The sequence below is a fragment of the Deltaproteobacteria bacterium genome, assembly GCA_016178705.1.
In the GTDB taxonomy this organism is placed as follows: Bacteria; Desulfobacterota; Binatia; order HRBIN30; family JACQVA1; genus JACOST01.
The window spans coordinates 573,192-593,003 of sequence record JACOST010000014.1 but is presented as its reverse complement, the minus strand read 5'-3'; the positions used below and the strand labels follow the sequence as shown (position 1 = coordinate 593,003).

19 protein-coding genes are annotated in these 19,812 nt (G+C 63.5%); 11 read left to right on the top strand and 8 right to left on the bottom strand.

Annotated features, from left to right (window positions below; genetic code table 11):
- Window positions 1-26: 26 nt before the first annotated feature.
- The 11 genes from HYR72_10730 (at window position 27) to HYR72_10680 (ending at window position 10,432) form a co-directional block, all read left to right on the top strand.
- Complete coding sequence (locus HYR72_10730) at window positions 27-3,335, top strand: sigma 54-interacting transcriptional regulator (GenBank protein MBI1815444.1); 3,309 nt, start codon at window positions 27-29, stop codon at window positions 3,333-3,335.
- A gap of 229 nt (window positions 3,336-3,564) precedes the next feature.
- A complete protein-coding gene (locus HYR72_10725) occupies window positions 3,565-4,356 on the top strand; it encodes a sigma-70 family RNA polymerase sigma factor (GenBank protein ID MBI1815443.1) in 792 nt (263 codons plus the stop codon).
- An 18-nt stretch (window positions 4,357-4,374) separates the two neighbouring features.
- Window positions 4,375-5,736: a glucose-1-phosphate adenylyltransferase gene (gene glgC, locus HYR72_10720; GenBank protein MBI1815442.1), complete on the top strand. Its 1,362-nt coding sequence runs from the start codon at window positions 4,375-4,377 to the stop codon at window positions 5,734-5,736.
- 67 nt (window positions 5,737-5,803) lie between these two features.
- Window positions 5,804-6,070: a type II toxin-antitoxin system prevent-host-death family antitoxin gene (locus HYR72_10715; GenBank protein MBI1815441.1), complete on the top strand. Its 267-nt coding sequence runs from the start codon at window positions 5,804-5,806 to the stop codon at window positions 6,068-6,070.
- Entirely contained in the window at window positions 6,007-6,438 is a 432-nt protein-coding gene (locus tag HYR72_10710) for a hypothetical protein (protein ID MBI1815440.1), read from the top strand. Before HYR72_10715 ends, HYR72_10710 begins: the two co-directional genes overlap by 64 nt.
- Window positions 6,439-7,282: 844 nt before the next feature.
- Complete coding sequence (locus HYR72_10705; GenBank protein ID MBI1815439.1) at window positions 7,283-7,666, top strand: GFA family protein; 384 nt, start codon at window positions 7,283-7,285, stop codon at window positions 7,664-7,666.
- 120 nt (window positions 7,667-7,786) lie between these two features.
- On the top strand, window positions 7,787-8,068 hold the full coding sequence (locus HYR72_10700) for a DUF4258 domain-containing protein (GenBank protein MBI1815438.1): 282 nt from the start codon (window positions 7,787-7,789) through the stop codon (window positions 8,066-8,068).
- Window positions 7,995-8,309: a type II toxin-antitoxin system MqsA family antitoxin gene (locus HYR72_10695; protein MBI1815437.1), complete on the top strand. Its 315-nt coding sequence runs from the start codon at window positions 7,995-7,997 to the stop codon at window positions 8,307-8,309. Before HYR72_10700 ends, HYR72_10695 begins: the two co-directional genes overlap by 74 nt.
- A gap of 336 nt (window positions 8,310-8,645) precedes the next feature.
- A complete protein-coding gene (locus HYR72_10690) occupies window positions 8,646-9,365 on the top strand; it encodes a hypothetical protein (GenBank protein ID MBI1815436.1) in 720 nt (239 codons plus the stop codon).
- Between the two features lie 94 nt (window positions 9,366-9,459).
- Window positions 9,460-9,624 (top strand): hypothetical protein, encoded by a 165-nt coding sequence (locus HYR72_10685; protein ID MBI1815435.1) that lies wholly within the window; start codon window positions 9,460-9,462, stop codon window positions 9,622-9,624.
- A gap of 4 nt (window positions 9,625-9,628) precedes the next feature.
- Window positions 9,629-10,432, top strand: a complete 804-nt coding sequence (locus HYR72_10680) for an alpha/beta fold hydrolase (GenBank protein ID MBI1815434.1) — start codon at window positions 9,629-9,631, stop codon at window positions 10,430-10,432.
- A 170-nt stretch (window positions 10,433-10,602) separates the two neighbouring features.
- Here the strand turns inward: HYR72_10680 and HYR72_10675 are convergent, their stop codons facing one another.
- The 8 genes from HYR72_10675 to HYR72_10640 form a co-directional block, all read right to left on the bottom strand.
- Complete coding sequence (locus tag HYR72_10675) at window positions 10,603-11,382, bottom strand: SDR family oxidoreductase (GenBank protein MBI1815433.1); 780 nt, start codon at window positions 11,380-11,382, stop codon at window positions 10,603-10,605.
- Between the two features lie 193 nt (window positions 11,383-11,575).
- The gene (locus HYR72_10670; protein MBI1815432.1) at window positions 11,576-12,760 is read right to left on the bottom strand and encodes an amidohydrolase; all 1,185 of its coding nucleotides are present in this window, start codon (window positions 12,758-12,760) and stop codon (window positions 11,576-11,578) included.
- Between the two features lie 310 nt (window positions 12,761-13,070).
- Window positions 13,071-14,618, bottom strand: coding sequence for a GMC family oxidoreductase (locus HYR72_10665; protein MBI1815431.1), 1,548 nt, complete (start codon window positions 14,616-14,618; stop codon window positions 13,071-13,073).
- A gap of 244 nt (window positions 14,619-14,862) precedes the next feature.
- A complete protein-coding gene (locus HYR72_10660; GenBank protein MBI1815430.1) occupies window positions 14,863-15,480 on the bottom strand; it encodes a class I SAM-dependent methyltransferase in 618 nt (205 codons plus the stop codon).
- Window positions 15,481-15,611: 131 nt separating this feature from the next.
- Window positions 15,612-16,388, bottom strand: coding sequence for an aquaporin (locus tag HYR72_10655; GenBank protein MBI1815429.1), 777 nt, complete (start codon window positions 16,386-16,388; stop codon window positions 15,612-15,614).
- Window positions 16,389-16,596: 208 nt separating this feature from the next.
- Window positions 16,597-18,180: a mechanosensitive ion channel gene (locus HYR72_10650; protein ID MBI1815428.1), complete on the bottom strand. Its 1,584-nt coding sequence runs from the start codon at window positions 18,178-18,180 to the stop codon at window positions 16,597-16,599.
- 51 nt (window positions 18,181-18,231) lie between these two features.
- Window positions 18,232-19,257 (bottom strand): VOC family protein, encoded by a 1,026-nt coding sequence (locus HYR72_10645; protein MBI1815427.1) that lies wholly within the window; start codon window positions 19,255-19,257, stop codon window positions 18,232-18,234.
- 23 nt (window positions 19,258-19,280) lie between these two features.
- The gene (locus HYR72_10640) at window positions 19,281-19,787 is read right to left on the bottom strand and encodes a DoxX family protein (protein ID MBI1815426.1); all 507 of its coding nucleotides are present in this window, start codon (window positions 19,785-19,787) and stop codon (window positions 19,281-19,283) included.
- Window positions 19,788-19,812: the final 25 nt, after the last annotated feature.

Below are 19,812 nucleotides of genomic sequence, written 5' to 3'. Positions count from 1 at the left end.
TCGCCGAGCCACAAGATGGCGCTGTCATGACCGCAGCGCGGCCGGACAACGAAGCTCAACGGCTCGCAGCGCTGCGCGGCTATGCAATCCTCGACACGCCGCCCGAACGTGACTTCGATGATCTCGCCTTGACGGCGGCGCGCATCTGCGAGACGCCGATCGCGCTCGTCAGCCTGGTTGACGCCGACCGCCAGTGGTTCAAGGCGCGCGTGGGTCTGAGTGTCACCCAGACTCCGCGTGAGATCGCCTTCTGTGCCCACGCCATCTTGCAGCGCGACGTATTCGTCGTGCCGGATGCTCGCGCCGACGACCGGTTTTCGCAGAACCCTCTAGTCACCACCGACCCGTCCATTCGCTTCTACGCCGGAGTTCCGCTGGTGGCCGACGACAAGGTTGCGCTCGGAACGCTGTGCGTACTCGATCGCGTTCCGCGCCAGCTCACGGCGGAGCAGGCCGACGCGCTGCGCGCGCTGAGTCGGCAAGTCATCGCGCAACTCGAACTGCGGAAGATCACCGCCGCACTCGACCGCACCGCCGCGGAAACGCGCGCCATGATGGAAGCGTTGCGCGCCAGTGAAGAGTTCAAGACCCGCATGATCGAGTGCAGCCACGACTGCATCAAGGTTTTGGATCTCGACGGGCAGTTGCTGTCGATGAACGCGGGCGGGATGGAGGCGCTTGAAATCTGCGATCTCGGCCCCTTCCTGCATACATCGTGGATCGAATTTTGGCAGGGAGACGACCGCGAGAACGCTCGTGCGGCGGTGGCCGCGGCGCGGCAGGGGGGTGTCGGGCGATTCGTCGGATTCTTCCCCACCACGCAGACCCATACGCCGCTGTGGTTTGACGTGGTGGTCAACGCGATTCTCGATGCCGACGGCAAACCGGATCGCCTGCTGGCGCTTTCACGCGACATCACGCAGCTCAAGCAGACCGAGGATACGCTGCGGGCAGCGCATGCCGAGCTGGAGCGCAAGGTCAGTGAACGCACCGTCGACCTGACCCAAGCAAACAGCGCGCTCCAGCGCGAGGTGATCGATCGCAAGGAGGCCGAGGCAACGCTCCGCGCCATCGTTGAAGGGATTGAGTCCTCAACCGGCGACCGCTTCTTCTATTCGCTCGTGCAGCACCTCGCCGCGGCGCTCAAGGTGCAATATGCCTTCGTCTCCGAGTTGGACCGCGAGCACGCCAGGTTTCGGACGCGCGCGGTGTGGGGGCGCGGCAAGTTTCTCGACAACATCGAAATCGCCATCGCCGGCACGCCGTGCGAGGCCGTGTTGAACGGCGAGATGTCGCATCATCCGGATCGATTGCAGCAATCGTTCCCGGCCGACACTGCACTGGTCGATTGGGGCGCCGTGAGCTACTGCGGCGTGCCGCTCTGTGATGATGCTGGTTTGGTGATCGGTCATCTTGCCATTCTCGATGACCAGCCGATGCCCAATGGCGTGCGCAACCTCGGCATCATGCGCATCTTCGCCGTCCGCACGCAGGGTGAAGTCGAGCGGCTGCGCGCCGACGCCGCGCTGCGCGACAGCGAAGCCCGCTATCGCGATCTGCACGATGGCGCGCCCGCCGCGTACCTGTACTTCGATACGGAAGGACGGCTGCAGAGTTGCAACCGCCAGGCCGAAACCATGCTCGGCTATACTCCGCCGCAGTTGCGCACCATGACCTTCCGCGATCTGGCGGCCGACACGCCGTACGGCAAGCCGTTGTGCGAGTGGATGTACTTGGAATTCCTCGAAGGCCGAGAAACCCGTGCGGAAATCGAAGGCCGCCGCGCCGACGGTTCGGTGCTCTGGGTCGACGCCATCGTTCGCCCGCTGCGCGATCCGCACGGCCGCGTGTATTCTACGCAGTCGATTCTCATCGACATCACCGCTCGCAAGCAGGCCGAACAGCGCGTGCGCGAGAGCGAGGATCGCCTCTCCCGTGTCCTCGACTCGGCTATGGACGCGATCGTAACCTTCGATGCCGCCCGCCGAGTTGAGCTGTTCAACGACGCCGCAGAGAAGGTCTTCGGTTGCCCCACCGCTCAAGTCATCGGCCAGTCGCTCGATCGGTTCCTCACCGACGGATTCCGCGCTGCCCTCGACGGCGCGCTGCAAGTCTTTGCCACCACCGGCCAAGCGCACGCGTACCTCGGCGGTGCCGGCAACGTCGCCGCGCGACGAGCCAACGGGCGGGAGTTCCCATTTGAAGCGACCATCTCTCATGTCGACGTCGGTGGTCGCGAGCTCTACACGTTGATCCTCCGCGACATCGACGAGCGCCGCCGCGCCGAAGCGGAATTGCGCGACCTCAACCTGCAGCGCGCCTATCTCCAGGAAGAGATCAAGTCGGTGCACAACTTCGAGGAGATCGTCGGGCAGAGCCGCGCGCTCGACGATTCGCTCAAGAAGGTGCAGTTGGTTGCCGCGACCGATTCGTCCGTGCTGATTCTCGGCGAAACCGGCACGGGTAAAGAACTCATCGCCCGCGCCGTCCATTCCAGCAGCCGGCGCAAAGACCGTCCGCTGATCAAAGTGAACTGTGCGACCTTGCCCACCGGACTGATCGAGAGCGAACTGTTCGGCCACGAGAAGGGCGCCTTCACCGGCGCTACTGAACGTCGCGTCGGCCGCTTCGAGCTGGCGCACGGCGGCACGATTTTCTTGGATGAGATCGGTGAGGTGCCGCTCGACGTCCAGGTGAAGCTCCTGCGCGTGCTGCAGGAGCGCGAGTTCGAGCGTGTCGGCGGCCAGCAGACCATCAAGGTCGACGTGCGCATCATCGCCGCGACCAATCGCGACCTCACCCGCGCAATCGCCGACGGTATGTTCCGCTCGGATCTCTACTACCGCCTCAACGTGTTCCCGATCGAGGTACCTGCCCTGCGAGAACGCGCGGATGACATCGCACTGCTCGTCCACTATTTCGTCAGTCGCTACGCCACGCAGATCGGGCGCAAGATCACCCACGTTCCGAGCGAGGCGATGCAACGACTCGTCGCGTATCCGTGGCCGGGAAACGTTCGGGAGTTGGAGAACGTGATCGAGCGCGCCGTGATTCTTTCCGCCGGGCCCGATCTCGACATCCCGGCGGAGGTGCTGCCGTTACCCGCTGCGAGCGTCGCTACGGCCACCAGGATTGCGGCAGCGCCGCCACCGCCGCCCAACGGTCTCGATCTCGAAGAGGTCGAGCGCCGGCATATCGTCTCGGTCCTGCAGCAGACCAATTGGCGGATCGACGGTGCCAAAGGTGCCGCCACGGTCCTCAATCTCAATCCCAGCACGTTGCGCAGTCGGATGAAGAAGCTCGGTATCCAACGTAGCGCCCACGCTAATTCATAGATCCGCGATATTTCGCGGGCTGCCTCACGACCGTTTCGCGGATCTCATCTCCTCGCACACTCGTTCCAGTTAGTTGCGCCGGCTCAGCAGTGCGGCACAGCCGTTGCTCTGTCCCTAGCTCAAGATGATTCGAATTACGCGAGCAAGTGAGAACGGTAGCGCAGCACTGCTGCGTGTCGAGGGACGCATCACGGAGGGAGATATGGACGAACTGAGCGGATCAGTACAGATGTTCGCATCATCGCAGCCGGTGTTTCTGGACCTCGCTGGCGTCACCTTCGTTGACCGCGCAGCCCATGCGGGCTTGCGGCGTCTCGAACACGATGGAGCGGTCCTCCTCGGCTGTTCCGGATTTCTCCAAGAGCTATTGCGCAACGATCACACCGTGGCTGCGCAGGCCGACGCGCCCACCGCTGAGAGCAATCTGCTCGCACGACTGCGCAGTGGCGATGAGCCAGCCTTCGAGCAGCTCGTGCGCGAGTACGGTGGCCGCATGCTCGCCACCGCCCGCCGTTTGATGAAGAGCGAAGACGACGCCCGCGATGCCGTCCAAGACGCGCTTCTGTCGGCGTTCAGCGGCCTCAAGAGCTTCAGCGGCGGTTCGCAACTCTCCACCTGGCTGCATCGCATCGTCGTCAACGCCGCGCTGATGAAGCTGCGCCGCCGTCGCCGCAAGCCCGAGCAATCAATCGATGAGTTGCTGCCTCGCTTCGACGACCAGGGGTACCACGTCGATGATCCGCGCCAATGGGGCGCGCCGAGCGCCGACCTGCTGGAGCAGCGCGAGACCCGCGCGCAGGTCCGCGCCTGCATCGAACGGCTGCCGGAGACCTATCGCACCGTGCTGATGATGCGCGACATCGAAGAGCTGGACACCGAGGAAGTTGCCGCTCTGCTCGGCGTCACGCCCAACGCCGTCAAAGTGCGCCTCCACCGCGCTCGCCAAGCGCTGCGGACGTTGTTGGAGCGCGAGTTCCAAGCCGCGGAGTCCATGCCGCTCAACGCCGCACACACGGCGTAAGGGGGCCGGAGCCATACAATGGCTGTCGCAGTCGAAAGTCGCTGGACCGATTCGCCGTCGCCGTGGCGTCTGCACGACTCGCACGAGTCGATTCGCTCAACCGAGTGGCGTGCGCTGCGCAATGCAACGGTTCGCACCGACAACGTTCAGGTCGGTAGCGTCTTGCGACAGACGGTAGCGATGGTGTTGGCCGGCGGTCAGGGCGAACGCCTCGCCCCGCTCACCCGCGATCGCGCCAAGCCAGCGGTCCCGTTCGGCGGCAACTACCGCATCATCGACTTCACGCTCTCCAACTGCATCAACTCCGGCATTCGGCGCATGCACGTGCTGACGCAGTACAAGTCGTATTCGCTCGACCGTCACATCAAGCAGGCGTGGAACATTTTGCAGCGCGAGCTCGACGAAGGCGTCGACGTGATTCCCCCGCAGCAGCGATCGAGCGATCGCTGGTATCAAGGCACGGCCGACGCGTTGTTCCAGAACATCTACACCATCGAGATGGAGCGGCCGGCGCTGGTGCTCGTGCTCGGCGGCGATCACATCTACAAGATGGACTACAGCGAGATGATCGCGGCGCACTTGCGCAGCCACGCCGAGCTGACCGTGGCGTGCACCGAGGTGCCACGCGCGGAAGCCCGCCGCTTGGGCGTCATGGCCGCCGACGATGCGTGGCGCATTCGCTCGTTCCACGAGAAGCCGGACGATCCAGAGCCGATGCCGGACAATCCCGACTGTGCGCTCGCCTCGATGGGGATTTACGTCTTCAACACCGACGTGCTGGTGCGCGAACTACGCGGCGATGCCGTGCGCGACAGTCACCACGACTTCGGCAAAGACATCATCCCGCACATGATGCAGAGCGGCCGCCGCGTCTTCGCCTATCCTTTTCGCGATCGCAACAGCGGTGGGGTGAAGTACTGGCGCGACATTGGCACGCTCGACAGTTACTTCGACGCGAACATGGATTTGGTTTCGGTCAGCCCGACGTTCAACCTCTACGACTCCGAGTGGCCGATCCGCACCTACCAAGTGCAAGCGCCGCCGGCGAAGACGGTATTCCGCGGCGTCGAACGTGAAGGGCAACTGCTCGACTCACTGGCCGGCAACGGCTGCATCATCAGCGGCGCGCGCGTCGAGCACTCGATCCTCGGCCCGCGGGTGTTCGTGCACAGTTGGGCGCACGTCGAAGACGCCGTCATCTTCGACGATGTCGAGATCGGCCGCCACGCCAAAGTCCGCCGCGCCATCATCGACAAAGGCGTCCGCATCCCCGCCGGCGAGCGCATCGGCTACGACCTCGAACGCGATCGCGCCCGCTTCACAGTCACCGACAACGGCATCGTAGTAATCCCGAAGGGGTTTGAATTTCCTGTGGCCTGAACGCGAACGGCGCCGACCACCCTCTCAGTTTGCATCCGGTTTCGGGCCGCTGTACATCTGTACACATATGAAGCAGTACACCGTATCGACGTTGCGGGAGAGTTTGGCCGGGGCGCTCGATCGCGCCGAGCGTGGAGAGCCGGTGATCATCGCGCGTCGCGGTCGGCGGTTTCGCCTCGTGGCTGACGCGCCCAATCGCCCCTCAGCGCGCGCAAAGGCCTTCTTCCAGGTCACGGACCCGCGACTGCTGGAGATCGGCTGGACCTGGGAATGGACCGCACCTGGCAATCGGTTGCGACTGAAGACTCCGCGGAGCCCCAAACGCCCACGATGATTTTGCTCGACACCAACGCGGTATTGTTTCTGCTCGCCGGCCACCGCCGCGCTCGTCCGCTTGGTCCGCACACCGGCAGGCTGCGGTTCACGCCGGTGGCCCTGCTCGAGATGCAATTTCTGCACGAGGTCGGCCGCGGCGTCTTCAAGACCGCTCGCCCAGCCGAGGCGGCAGCCGAAGATCCACGGTGGACGGTTGACGATCCGCCGTTGTCCGGAATCATTCGACACGCGCTCGATCTAACCTGGACCCGCGATCCCTTCGATCGCTTCATCGCCGCGCACGCTATGTACAGAGGTTGGCGACTCGCCACATCGGACGGCACCATGCTCGACAATCTCCCCTCGCACTTGGTGCTACCGTTGTAGGCACTGAAGGTGGTCGATCTCGCTCGCCATCTACGAGACGACTCTCGCCGAACGACCGATCTCACGTTTAGCCCTGATGTAACAATGGATCGGTGGGCGAATCTGGGAGGGCGAGCCTCCCGGCGAGCCGCTGGCGCGGTGATGGTACGGCGGCTCGGCGGGAGCCTCGCCCTCCCAAAACCTCATTCTCGATGACGTTAAGAATGGCACGTTGGAACCCTGCCCGACCGCGCAACTGGTGCGAGCAAACAGTGACCCCACCACCCATGTTCTGTCACATCAAGGTTAGTTACGGGGAAGGCCGGCGATTCTTCATCCGCGAGAGGGCCGCCGCAGATCAACACGCCTCGATCTCACTTGAGTGGCGTCGCGCAGTTCGTTGAGTCCGTGACGCCTTCGGGTGTATGAGGCGCGCATGGGTGCGCCGGGCGAACACGCGAAGTCTGGCGCGGTTGCTGGTTTCGTTGATACGCCCGATTCGAACTGAGACTTCGGTATGAGAAGGCAGATCCCCGCTTGGTATCGAGTGGCGTTGATCGTTGTCGTGGTTGGTCTCACGGTATTCGCGTTGGGAAACCATCTCACCCGAGACATCAACGCATACTACCATCCGTCGGACCCAAACCTTTCTCGGTGCTGGGTCTGGTCGCCGGCTCTTGTCGCCTTGCTTCTCGTCGGAGAGGCGATTTGGGGCTGGTGCTTTTCTACGCGATATCGAAACGCGAGTGATGCGTCGAGCACACCGTCCGATCCGACGGCGGAATGAAGCGGATTACCGGTGGTGACATCGGATTCTCCCGCTGCGGCTCAACGGCGCGGTGTTCGAAGAAAGATAGGAGCATGCATGGTTACGCACGTTGGAGGTTGTCACTGCGGTCGCGTCCGGTTCGAGGTGATCGCTGCGGCGAAGCTGGAGGTATCGGAGTGCAACTGCTCCATGTGCGCCAAGGTCGGTTACCTGCATCTCATCGTTCCCGCGGACCAGTTCAAGCTGCTCTCCGGTGCTGAGGTGCTAACGACCTACGCCTTCAACACGCTCACCGCCAAGCACTTGTTCTGTTCGATCTGTGGGATCAAGTCCTTTTACGTGCCGCGCTCGCATCCGGACGGTTTCAGTGTGAACGCGCGCTGCCTCGACCGCGGCACGGCTGACGAAATCAGTATTCGCCAATTCAACGGCCGCGAGTGGGAGGCACAGTATCCAAAGGGTCGGGGAGAGTACCCGTGATCAGGCGAGGGATGTCATCCAACCCGAACGGATCAGCTCATTGCTTCGGCTCTTCCTGGGTCCGCTGCATCCGCCGACGGGAGGTTAGGCACACCACCAAGACTCCGATAGAATGCCGATGTGGCCCGCGTTACCATCAACCGGCTTCGTGATTTGATCCGTTGTCTGAATTATGCCGTGTCTATCCACGCGGCGGAGGAACTTGATGATGACTATCTCACCGTCCTCGATCTCGAAAACATCGTCCTCACGGGCGCGATCGTCGAGCGCCAGCGCGACCGGCAAACGCGTGAAGTCAAATATATCGTCCGAGGCCGCACGCTCAGCGATGGCTCCGCAGAAGCGGTCGTCAAGCTCGCCCCGGACGGAACGCTCTTTGTCCTCACGGTCTACCGCGCCTAAGCCGCGCTGTGCGGCGTGTGGTCGAGCGGGTGTGCAGCACCGAGAAGTCACTCGTAGCTTTGGTCGCGGATCAGCGCTACTGGTAATTGAAAGCATCCCCATGTGGTCGTGTCCACACTGTGGCGAGTCGTACTTCACGGCGCAGACCTTACACGAGATTGAGCGCATCAAGACCCTACGCAAATCAGTCGCGGTTGAACGGCGGGTGCCGGTTGCAGCATTCCAGGGACTGAGTGCCTAACGCACAGCCGGTCGCGCCCACGGAGCCAACGTCGGTGGTACGCGGTTCAGTTCAACGGGATTTTTTCGCCATCCGGCTGGCGTCTCGTCTTCGCCACCGCAGGTCTCATTCGGCCGGACGACGGGAAAACCCTCAAGCGTCAGCCCGCGAAATTTACCCCATGGCGTCCCGAGACCGAGTAGGAACTTCCGTGCTCTACTCATTTGACTTCCAAACAGGTTGTGACGAACAACAGCGTCATGCCGCTGGCACGTTATGCCGCGAAACTCGCGGGGGGTTGCAGAATCTCTTAGGGAGTCGAATCGTGGTTAGAGACAACAGGGAGTGGAGGGCGCCGTGCCGCAGGATGGTGTGACGGTATACGAGGGAAGCGCGCTTACCCGCGCCAACTTCGCTGAGTTCCTCGTCCAGGCGTACATGGGCTCTGGGGATCGCCTCGGCAAGGGGCTCCGCTGGAGTCGCTACCTGTGGCGCGCCTACCTTGACTTCAACCGCACCCTTCACGGCTTCCGTGGTTGCGAAGACAAAGCGGACCGGCTGCACAGTTCGGCGGCCTGGATTGAAGATCGCATCATCCATCTCGGAGCCTCGCCTCCAACCGCCGAGTCTGTCTTCGATGACTGGCACCTAGAGACTAGGCGCGGGGTCGAAGATCGGATGGGCTCCTGGGGCAAAAGCCAGACAATGCGCCCGGGGCAGTCTCAGAAGTGGGTGAACATGTCGCTGAAGTACATCTACACAGCAAGCGCACTCGGCGTAGCCGAGGACTTCGCAGTCGCGGCGTCGGGGTACAAGTACGCGCACCTACCTCTCGACAAATCGGTGCTTGCCGAACTCAGTCGCAAAGGGTGCGACTTGGCTGGCAAGTGGATTGTCAGGTGGAGTTCGCTGGACGAGGCCGCGTACGACTCGATCCAGGTTTGGAGCCGTGAATATCTTGCGAACGGAAAATCCCTGTTGGATCTCGACTGGAGTCTGTGGAACCGGTCGGGTGTCTCGAACTATGAAGACCATGAAGCTGTCCGAGGCGTCCCGATCGCTGGCCGAGTACGCTAGCGAGTTGGATGACGACATCGTGCTTGTGAGGGGGCGGAATCGGCCGATCGCGGCCGTTGTGTCCTTGAAGAACGTCGACCGTGAGGTGCTGTCATTGAGCCGTAGTCCACAATTTCTCAAGATCATCGAGCGCTCGCGGCGCGACTTCGCGGCCGGTCGCAGCCGCTCGCTGGCGGAGGTGCGTGACTTGTTCGGGTTGCGTGGAACCGCTGACCAACGCATCCAGCCGACGCGCAAGAAACGTGCGCGTGGCAGATGACGTCATGACAACCGTCGTAGCCAGCGGAATCGAGATCTACTACGAGCGCCGCGGCAGCGGGCCGCGGCTGTTGTTCTTCAACGGGTCGGGGGCGACGCTCGGATCGAGCGCGCCGCTGATTTGGTCGTTCGCCGATCGCTTCGATGTCGTGGCCCACGACCAACGCGGCCTCGGCCGTACGGCGATTCCACCCGGACCGTACTCGATGGCCGACTACGCGGCGGACGCCGCGGCGTTGCTCGACCATCTCGGCTGGGCGACGTGCCGCGTGATCGGTGTCAGCTTCGGCGGCATGGTGGCGCAAGAGTTCGCGGTGACCTGGCCCGAGCGGGTCGAACGTCTCGCGCTGGTGTGTACCTCGCCGGGCGGGGCCGGCGGCGCGTCGTATCCACTGCACACGCTGGCGAAGTTGCCGGCCGACGAGCAGGCCGCCATCGGGTTGCGCATCCTCGACACGCGCTTCACGCCCGAGTGGCTGGCGGCACATCCGAGCGATCGCGCGCTGGTCGAGATGATGGCCGCGCGCAGAACCGAGCCGAAGACGACCGAGCAGCTTCGCGGTGAGCGCGAGCAGATTGAAGCGCGCCGCTATCACGATGTGTGTGCGTGCTTGCCGCGGATCACGTGTCCGACGTTGGTGGCCTGCGGCCGTTTCGACGGCATCGCCCCGCTCGCCAACGGCGAGTGGATCGCCGCGCACGTCGTCGGCGCCGAGCTCCGCGTCTACGAAGGCGGCCACGCGTTCTTCGTGCAGGACGCGCAGGCGCTGCCGGATATCAGAACGTTCCTCGCCGGCGACGCGAGCTGATGCCCGCAAAGCCGACGTGATCCATGACGTAACCAAGCGAACTCACCGCCGAGATCGCCGAGACCGCAAAGACAATCACAGCTGAACTTCTCACTCTCTCTCGGCTCTGCGCCCTCGGCGCACTCCGCGGTGAAGCATTTTCCTGTCTCATTGCGCGTTGCGTTAGCGCCCTACAGCCCCATCAACTCCGTTACGCCGTGATCGCGGCCGGCGGTGTAGCCACCGTCGACCGCGATGGCTTGGCCGGAAACAAATGAGGCGTCGGACGACAGCAGGAAGCTGGCGACCGCGGCGATCTCCGCCGGACGGCCGAGGCGCCGCAACTTGTGTTCGTGGCGGATCGACGCCAGCACCGGCTCCATGCCTGGCATGGTCAACACGCCATCGAGCATCGGCGTCTCGATAAATCCGGGACAAATCGCATTGGCGCGAATGCCCTGGCGGCCATAATCGATCGCGAGGTTCTTTGTGAGCAGCACGACGCCGCCCTTGGATGCGTTGTAGGCGCTGCCACCGGCGGTGCCTTCCAATCCCTCGACGCTGGCGATGGTCACCACCGAACCGCGTTCATCGTCGACCGCCGCTTGCGCGAGCATGCGCGCGATGGCGTGCTTGCAGACGAGGAACGTCCCCTTCAAGTTGACTTCGATCACGCGATCCCACGCCGCCGCGTCGAGCAGATGCGCCGGTCCGCCACCGGCAATGCCCGCGGCGTTGACGACGCCGTCGATGCGCCCATACGTGGCGGCCACTCGCTGCATCAGCGCGTCGACCGCGGCTTCATCGCACACATCGACGTGAGCGAACTCCGCGCTGTTGCCTGGCGGCGCCGCCGCGATATCGGTGCCGATCACGCGCGCACCATCAACGACGCAACGGGTAACGCACGCCTGGCCGATGCCGGACGCGGCGCCGGTGATGACGATGACCTTGTTCCGCAATTGCCCCATCGCTGCTCCTCTCACTAGTGTGGATTCGACAGAACGTTCACCGCAGAGCGCGCAGAGATCGCAGAGACAGAATCAGCGGAGCACATGGGCCGCTTCGCCAACCTCATTGGGGGTGGACTTTGTTTTGCGCCTTATCCCTTCATCGTCCGTCTTCTCTGCGCTCTCAGCGCTCTCCGCGGTGAGGCACTTCTTATCACGCGACGAGCGCGCGCAGATTCTCGCGCATGATTTTCCGCACCGCATCGTCGGACAACTCCGTCAGCTCTTCCGCGAACTCGGCGGGCCACAGTAGGCCCTCGGGATGCGGATAGTCCGAACCGTGCAGCACATGTTCGACACCGATGGCCTCGGCCAACTGCGCGATGTCGTCCTCGAAGAACGGCGCGACCCAGACATTCTGGCGAAACATGTCGCTCGGTTTCATCGGCGGCGCGCCGAAGCGCCACATGTCTTTGCTGTAGAGGCGCGCGATGTGATCGAGCTTGGTGAGCAAGGGGGCCACCCACGAAGAGCCGTACTCGACACTCAGCACCTTGAGCCGCGGAAACCGTCCGAAGACGTTGTCGGCGATCAGCGCGGTCATCGTGTCGGCCACCGGCCGATCGGTGAACGACAGCACGTACTCCATTAGCGAGTGGCGATGCGACGGCGGATGCGGCCTGAGCCCCCACGGCGTGTTGTAGATCTCGCTGAATGGGGTGCGGCCAATGTGGTAGACGACGTTGATGCCCGACTCCTCGCAGCGCGCCCAAAATGGATCGAAGCACGGATCACCCGGCGACCGCCCCTCGATGGGGCCCGCCGTCACGATCATGAAGCGCGCGCTTTTGGCGAGCAACCGGTCGAGTTCTCGGATCGCTTCGTCCAGATCGACCATCGAATTGATCGGCGCACCGAAGATGCGACCGTCGGCGCCGTAGCCCCAGTCTTCTTCGAGCCAGCGGTTGAACGCGCGCAGGGTAGGGTACAACACCTCGCGGTGTTGCGGCGTGCGCAATTGCGGCTCGACGCCGACTCCGGCGGTCGGGAGCATCAAGCACGCCTCGACGTGCTGTTCGTCCATCTTGGCGAGACGAGCGGCGCGATCGACGAACTCCCGAACCTGCAGCGCATTGATCGGGCTCAGGCTGGGGCTGCCCCCTGCGTCGTCCACCCCACGCAGGAATTCCTTCATAATCCCCGGCGGCCCCACGCTGTCGCCAACTCCAACGCTGAAGAAATGGCAGCGTTCGCTGCCCACGTACATGCGGCCGTTGTTCGCCCGGTCGACCCACACGGTTCGCTTCTTGTAGCGCTCCTCGATGTGGCGGGTGAAGCAGTCGTCGGGCTCGTAGTAATGATTGTCCGCGTCGTACATCGCGTAGTCTAGTTTGCGCATCGGTCTTTTCCTCGAATCTAAACTTTCACCGATCATGCGCTCACGCAAGGACAGGCCGGTTGCTACCCGTGACCATTTCATCTCCGCGTGGAAGGGCCTTCATCCTGACCTTCCTCCGTGGAGAGTGTAGTTAGACAGCGAGCAGGTCCTTCGAGACGGCCCCGAAAAGATGGGGCCTCCTCAGGGCGAACGGAAAGTTTGAAGGCAATAGTACAACCGCTCGCCCTGAGGAGCCGCCTTCCTTTTGGCGGCGTCTCGAAGGGCGTGCTCGCGAGAAAGGGACCCAAGTTTGAAACGGGAGCCGCGGTTGCTATTTCAATCGCTCGAGCAAGTGATCGCCGACTCGCAGCGCGTTGGCCATGATGGTTAGCGCGGGATTCACCGCGCCGCTCGATGGGAAGAAGCCGCCGTCGACGACGTAGAGATTGTCGAGTTCGTGCGCCTTGCAGTTCGCGTCGAGCACCGAGGTCTTGGGATCGCGGCCGAAGCGGCACGTGCCGTTCTGATGCGCCACGCCGGCGAGTGGGATGCGGCCGGGGATGTATGCGTTGAGCGGCACCCAGTGATCGTGACAGCCGATCTCTTTGAGGATGCCCTTCATGCGCGCCTGCAACTGCTTGTGCGCCTCTTCGTTGTTCGGGGCGTACGACAGCCGTATGCGGCCGTTCTCGGTCAAGGTCACGCGGTTGTGGGAGTCGGGCAGATCTTCCGTCGTCATCCAGAACGGCAGCGTGTGCTCCGCCATGATCTCCAGCGTCATGTTGGGCGCAATGCGCGGCGCGCCGAGGCGCAGGATGTTGGCGTCGGCGTTCCCTAGCATTGAGATGTGGCCCATTGGATGTGGGAACTCTTTGTCGCCGTAGTAGAAGTCGTTCAGGCCGAAGGTTTTGTTGAAGCGCGTCGGGTTGCGATCCCGCGACACCGCCAAGTACATCGAGTTGACGTGGCACATGTAGTTGCGGCCGACCTGATCGGAGCCGTTGGCCAGGCCGTGCGGGTGTTGGTCGTTGGCCGAGCGCAACAGCAACGCCGCCGAGTTGATCGCGCCGCACGACGACACGATGACGTTGGCCGTGTAGCGCGCCTTCTCCCCACCGCGCTCGACGTGCACCGCGGTGATCTCACGTCCCGACGCGCTGGTTTCAAGGCGCGCGACGTAGGCATCGGTCAACAGCGTCACGTTCGGGTACGCTAGTGCCGGATCGACGCAGATCACCTGCGCGTCGGCCTTGGCGTTGACCAAGCACGGATAGCCGTCGCAGGTGTTGCAACGGATGCACTTGCTCTTCTGCGGATTCTTTTCGTCGAGCATGATGCCGACCGGCATCGGAAATGGCCGGTGGCCGAGTCGCGTCATGTCTTCGACGAGTTGTTTGATGCGTGGCTCGTGGCTGAGCGGTGGATGCTCATACGGCGCGCTCGCCGGCGGCTCGACCGGATCGGTGCCGCGCTGCCCGTGTACTTGGTAGAGATGCTCGGTGGTCGTGTAATACGCTTCGAGGTCTTGATAGCGAATTGGCCACGCCGGCGACACGCCGCCGTGATGCCGAACCTCGCCGAAGTCCTTCTCGCGCAAGCGAATCAGCGCGGCGCCATAGAACTTGGTATTGCCGCCGACGAAGTAGTGGGCGCCGGCGTGAAACTCCTTGTCGTCCTTATCGAACCACGGCTCCTTGATGTGGTAACGGGCCTCGACGTTGACGGCGTGCGAATCCCAGTTTTCCTTTTCACGCGGGACGTACGATCCGCGTTCGAGCAGCAGGATGCGTTTACCCGACGGCGCCAGCTTGTAGGCCAGCGTACCGCCGCCGGCCCCGCTGCCGATGATGATCACGTCGTAATGAGTATCGCCCGCCATGGAACCCTCCTGCGCGTTGATCATCGGTTTGGATGCCGCGCCGCTCGGCGCGTTACGCGTGGCGCAACACTAGCATTGATGTGACATAAGCGGATTCACCGCAGAGCGCGCCAAGAGCGCCGAGCCAAAAAGCGGGAGAAAGTCTATTGCCAATGAGATCGACGAATTTCGCCGAATACCCTCGTGCCGACTCTCTCTCTGCGATCTCCGCGCTCTCGGCGGTGAGTTTCATGTCGGATCAAGGCTAGTCTCCCTTGTTCGATACGTACGGGACCACGAGCGCCGCGAACGGCTTGTCGACCCCATGGATTGTAGATTCGACGCCCAGTTCGTGGGCCCAGCGGGCGAGTGCTTCGCGCTCCATCGGCCTCGCGGCATCGTCCAGCAAGATGGTGCAGCCGGGCTTGAGATGCGCGCCAAGAATCGGCAACAACCCGTAGCGACCTCCGGGGGTCTGTCCTGGCGGACCATCGCAGACCACCAATGCAAAATCGGTGGGCAGACGAGCCGCGGGCGGGTCGTACCAGGTGTACGAGCCGTAGTCGCGGAGATCTGAAACGCAGAGCTCGACGCTGGTGATGCCGAAGCGGCGCAACGCATCGCGCGTGCGCGTCGCCCACGCGCGGTCGTGTTCGAGCGACCACACTCGGTTGCCCGTGCGTTGCGCGACCGATCCGAGTAGTACGGTCGACAAACCCGACCCACATTCGAGTATCGGTCCCTCGGCCTCGCGCGCACCGCGGAGGAAGGCCGCGATGTACTCCGGCTTCACCGACCACGAGTTCGCCCAGCCGTAGACCAGATCGGAGAGTACGGGTAGCGGAAACTCGGCATTCTGCGATTGCTTGAAGAGTCGCCGCATGGCGCGGCGAAACACGTAGCGCCGATGCTGTTCGCGCGCGAGACGGCGCACAGGCCGCGGCACGAGGAGCCTTGCGAAGGTTCGAAGCGACGGCACCTCCTTAGCAAATCACCTCGTGGATCGTTGTCAAATCAACCGACCAGCGGCCGCGGCGCGCGACTCACAATGGCCCGCGGCTGGGCGTGATGCTCGCAGAAAATGCAACGCAACGGATTGTCGTGATGCAGCTTGGCGCAGCCGACGCCGTTCACCCGCGCGTACACTTCGGCCGCTAGCAGCATGCCGAGCGGCGGCGCGATGAAGTACACCCACAGCGCCGACCACACGTGGCCGACAAGCGCGGGTCCGAGGCTGCGCGCCGGATTCAAGCTCATGCCGGATAGCGGCGCCTCGATGGCGATGTATGCCGCCACGACCGCACCAACCAACACTCCGGTGAAGCGCGCCAGTCGTGGCGTGTTGGACACGGTGAGCACCACGGTCATCAGGCCGAAGGACATCACGAACTCAGAGAGAAAGGCGATCTGTATCCCCGCCGCTCCCGGCACGGTGGCCACGTAGTTCACGCTCGGATGGCGAATCAGATCGCCGAGCAGTACCACACAGAGCGCAACGCCAACCCAGCCGCCGACGAACTGAGCGAACACGTAAAACGCGGCGTCCCACGGCGCGACTTTGCCGAGCCGAAGGAACGTCAACGTCACCGCGGGATTGAAGTGCGCGCCGGACCGCTTGCCCCACGGCGAGTAGACGATCGCGATCGCGGTCAGGCCCATGGCGATGCCCGTCAACAGGCGGCGTACGACGTCGCTCGACACCAGCGCGCCAACCGACGAGCTGGGATGATAGAGCAGCGCGACGACAACACACGCCGCGATCATGAAGGTCGCGAGTTCACCGGCCTCCATCAGATACTCGGGCCAATGCTGCTTCAGCGCGTCACGCAGGGTTTGCACTAGCAGGCCCTCGATACGATCGCTTCGCGATCTACTCGGGCAAACGGGGAGTGAACCGCCGAAGAGAAACCGTTTCCCCGAGTAGCAGGCCCGAGTAGAAGCCGGAGGCTTCGTATCGAGAGCCTGCGTATCGAGGGGCCCACCTCGTGTGAAGAACGCGTCACGCCCGAATCCTCGCCTCCGCCGCGATCGCATCAGCGCCGTCGGCGCGGAAGCGGTAGAAGAAGTTGCTGTCCTTGAATCCGTGCTCGTCGAGCACATGATGCATCTCGCCGCGTTCCATCAGGAGTTGCCCCAACGCGACCGCCTCGATCCGGGTCAAGCCGAGCGCGCGCGTCATCCAGTCCACGGCCTCGCGACCGACGAAGCAGCTGCGATAGACCGTCAACAGATGGCGCCGGTCGCTGATCGAGATGCCGTCAGCGCCGCGCATACGATCGACGACGGCGCGCAGCTCTTCGTCACTCCATGCGCGGGGCCCAAGGTCGTCCGCGACCGCGTTCCCGTTGAGCGGCCCCTGCGGAACCTCCACCGGAGCTTTCCGATGATTGGAGGCGGCCAACTCGGCTTCGCTGAACTGTTGCCGGCTCCAGGCGGTGAGAATCTGGTCGAGTTGCGGCGAGCGCAGGTGCAAGTCGCGCTGCGGGAACGGCACCGGGATGTTATCGCGGCGCAAGTTGGCTTCGATGCGATAGTTCAAGTCGCTGCGGAGACGGTCTTGAATACGCGGATCGCGCGTCCACACCTTCAGCTCGAACTGCAGGGCACTCTCGCCAAAGGCTTGGAACTCCACGCTCGCCCGGGGATCGCGCACAACATCCGGATGGCTGTGGGCGGCTTCGAGCAAGGCGGCGCGGACGCGAGCGATGTTGGAACCGTAGGCGACGCCGACGGGAACCTGAATCCGCGACAACGGATCGCCGTGGCTCCAGTTCACCACTTCGGTTTCGAGAAAGCGCGAGTTCGGAACCAGAATGCTGACGTTGTCGGTGGTGCGAATCTCGGTGTTGCGCGGCCCGATCTTTTCGACCGTGCCGGTCCACTCGCCGACCTTGACGAAATCGCCGGGCTGAATCGGGCGTTCGAGGCTGACGACCAGGCCGCTGACGAAGTTGTTGGCGATGTGCTGCAAGCCGAAGCCGATGCCGACACCCAGCACGCTGGCCACGAACGTCAGCGAGCTGGCGTCGATGCCCCACGTTTGCAGAACCACAATGGCGCCGAGAAAAATCAGCGTGTAGCGCGTCAACAGTGCGACCGCTTCTTGCGCGCCGCGCTCCATGCCGGCGGCACTGAGCACGTGCAGCTTGAGTCCACGCGTCACCACGCTCACGCCGACCCAGAGCGCCGCGAGCACCGCCGGCAGTTCGAGCACGTCGATCGCAGAATAACTGCGCCCGCTGAGCGCAAAGAGTGGCATGGTGATGCTCATCTCGACCACGTGGGTGAACATCGTACGGGCTTGCTGCAGCGGGCCGAACTGATCGCTGACAAACACTATTGAACCGATCCAGACACCGATCTTCGGGATGAGGAGTGTCAATTCGAGAATGCCCTGCCACGGGAGCTGCATTCCCGGCGACAGCTGCCAGCCCAACCGTCGGGCGATGAGGAGAGGAAGACGGCGACCGACACGGCGCAACGCCCAGTGGACGAACGCGGCGCCAGCGAGAGCCGCGAGCGACACGAGCATTGCTCGCAAAAGTTCGGGACCGTCGATCGGCATGGTGAGTAACTGTTGCACGGTACTTCGATGCTGCGAATGGCCGGCGGTGTCACCGACGCCGGGAGCCGTTCAGGGCCCAACCAGCAGCATCGCGTGGCCGTCGGGATCGCGCACCATCAATCCCGAGCGAAATCCCAAGGCGGTCCCGGGGAGAGTTGTCAGACTCGGTGACACGAAGCCGACCTTGAGCCCGCGCAACACCTCAGCTGCCTTCTTCGGTTCGGCGGTGATTAGCCGGGTTTGCCAATGCGCGAGATCGTTGCCCCGCAGACCGTCCGGTATCGGCCGGCCGTCGCGCGGGGCCAGGTACTCGAGGAACTCGATGCCGGGACCGGTTGCCGCGCGCAGACTGGTGATCAGCAGCCGCGCTCCGAAGACATTGTTCAGGTGCTCTTGCTCCGTGCCGAAATTCTCGCTCGTGCCCGCGACCTGCAGTCCGAGCGCATCGCGATAGAATCGCAGGCTCGCCTCCGTATCCCCGACGACGATCGCCGTGTGATCGATCCCGAGGAACAGTTTGTCGGCCGCCGCCGCGTGCCATTTGGCGGCGCCCTTGTTGGGTGGGAAGTGCAAGATTTCGAGTGAGTGCCCATCGGGATCTTTGAAATAGAAAGCCTCGATGCCGCCGGCGTTTGGATTCCAGTCGGGCAGGCGTTGCGGTCCGCTCGACGCGTGCTCGACCTTGTTGTCGCGCAGCCAGCGGTACGCACGATCCATATCGCTGACGATGATCGCGATGTGTTGGAACCAACGGTCGTTGCTGCGCGAGTCGACCGGAACGGGCCGGCCACGCGGCGCGAGATACTCGGTCAGTTCGAGCCGTTCGTCGCCCAAGTGAAGCGTAACGACGCGCATCCGCAAGCCAAACACGCCTTCGAGATGCTCGTACGCTTCGCCGGCGACCTCTACATCGGACACCACCGCGAATCCCAGCACGCGCGAATAGAAGTCGAGCGAGCGATCGGCGTCGCGCACAGTCATGCCGACCGCATCCACCGCCGTGACCAATGGGGCCGCGAACGTCGACGGTGGCCGCGACGCATTCAGCGCCAGCGACCACCAGGCGACGACGGCGATCAGGAATCGGCGACGCATGACGAGAGGTCAACAAGGACGCGCTACGCCAGCGCCGTCGACGTGCGGCGCGCAGCCGACGGAGTCGTCGCCGGCGCGGAGAACACGCACCCGATCAGCCAGTCGAGCGACAGCGGGCCGGCGCCGTTGGTGGCGAGGAAGAGCAGCAGCGCGATGTAAAGGAACTCGGCGAGACCGAAGAGGCTGCCGAGCGAATCGATCTGCGACCACAACGCGGTGCGCAGCGCGACGGTCATCGTGATCATCAACGGCACCGCCGCGAACCGAGTCGCCAAGCCGAGCAGCAGCAGCGAGCCGCACACCAATTCGGTCGTCGACGCCAACATCGCTTGGAACGCCGGGGCCGGCAGCCCGAGTTCGGTGAAGTAGTCGGTGACCTTGGCGAGGTCATGGAGCTTGCCCCACCCCGATTGGGCGAACACGACGCCGACCGTGAGGCGCGCGACGGTCAGCGGCAACCACCTCAAGGCGTTGCCAATGCGATTCGCCAGCCGGTCGGCGAACGCGAGCAATTCAACAATGCGATTCATGATGAGTCTCCCTTCGCGGCCGCAC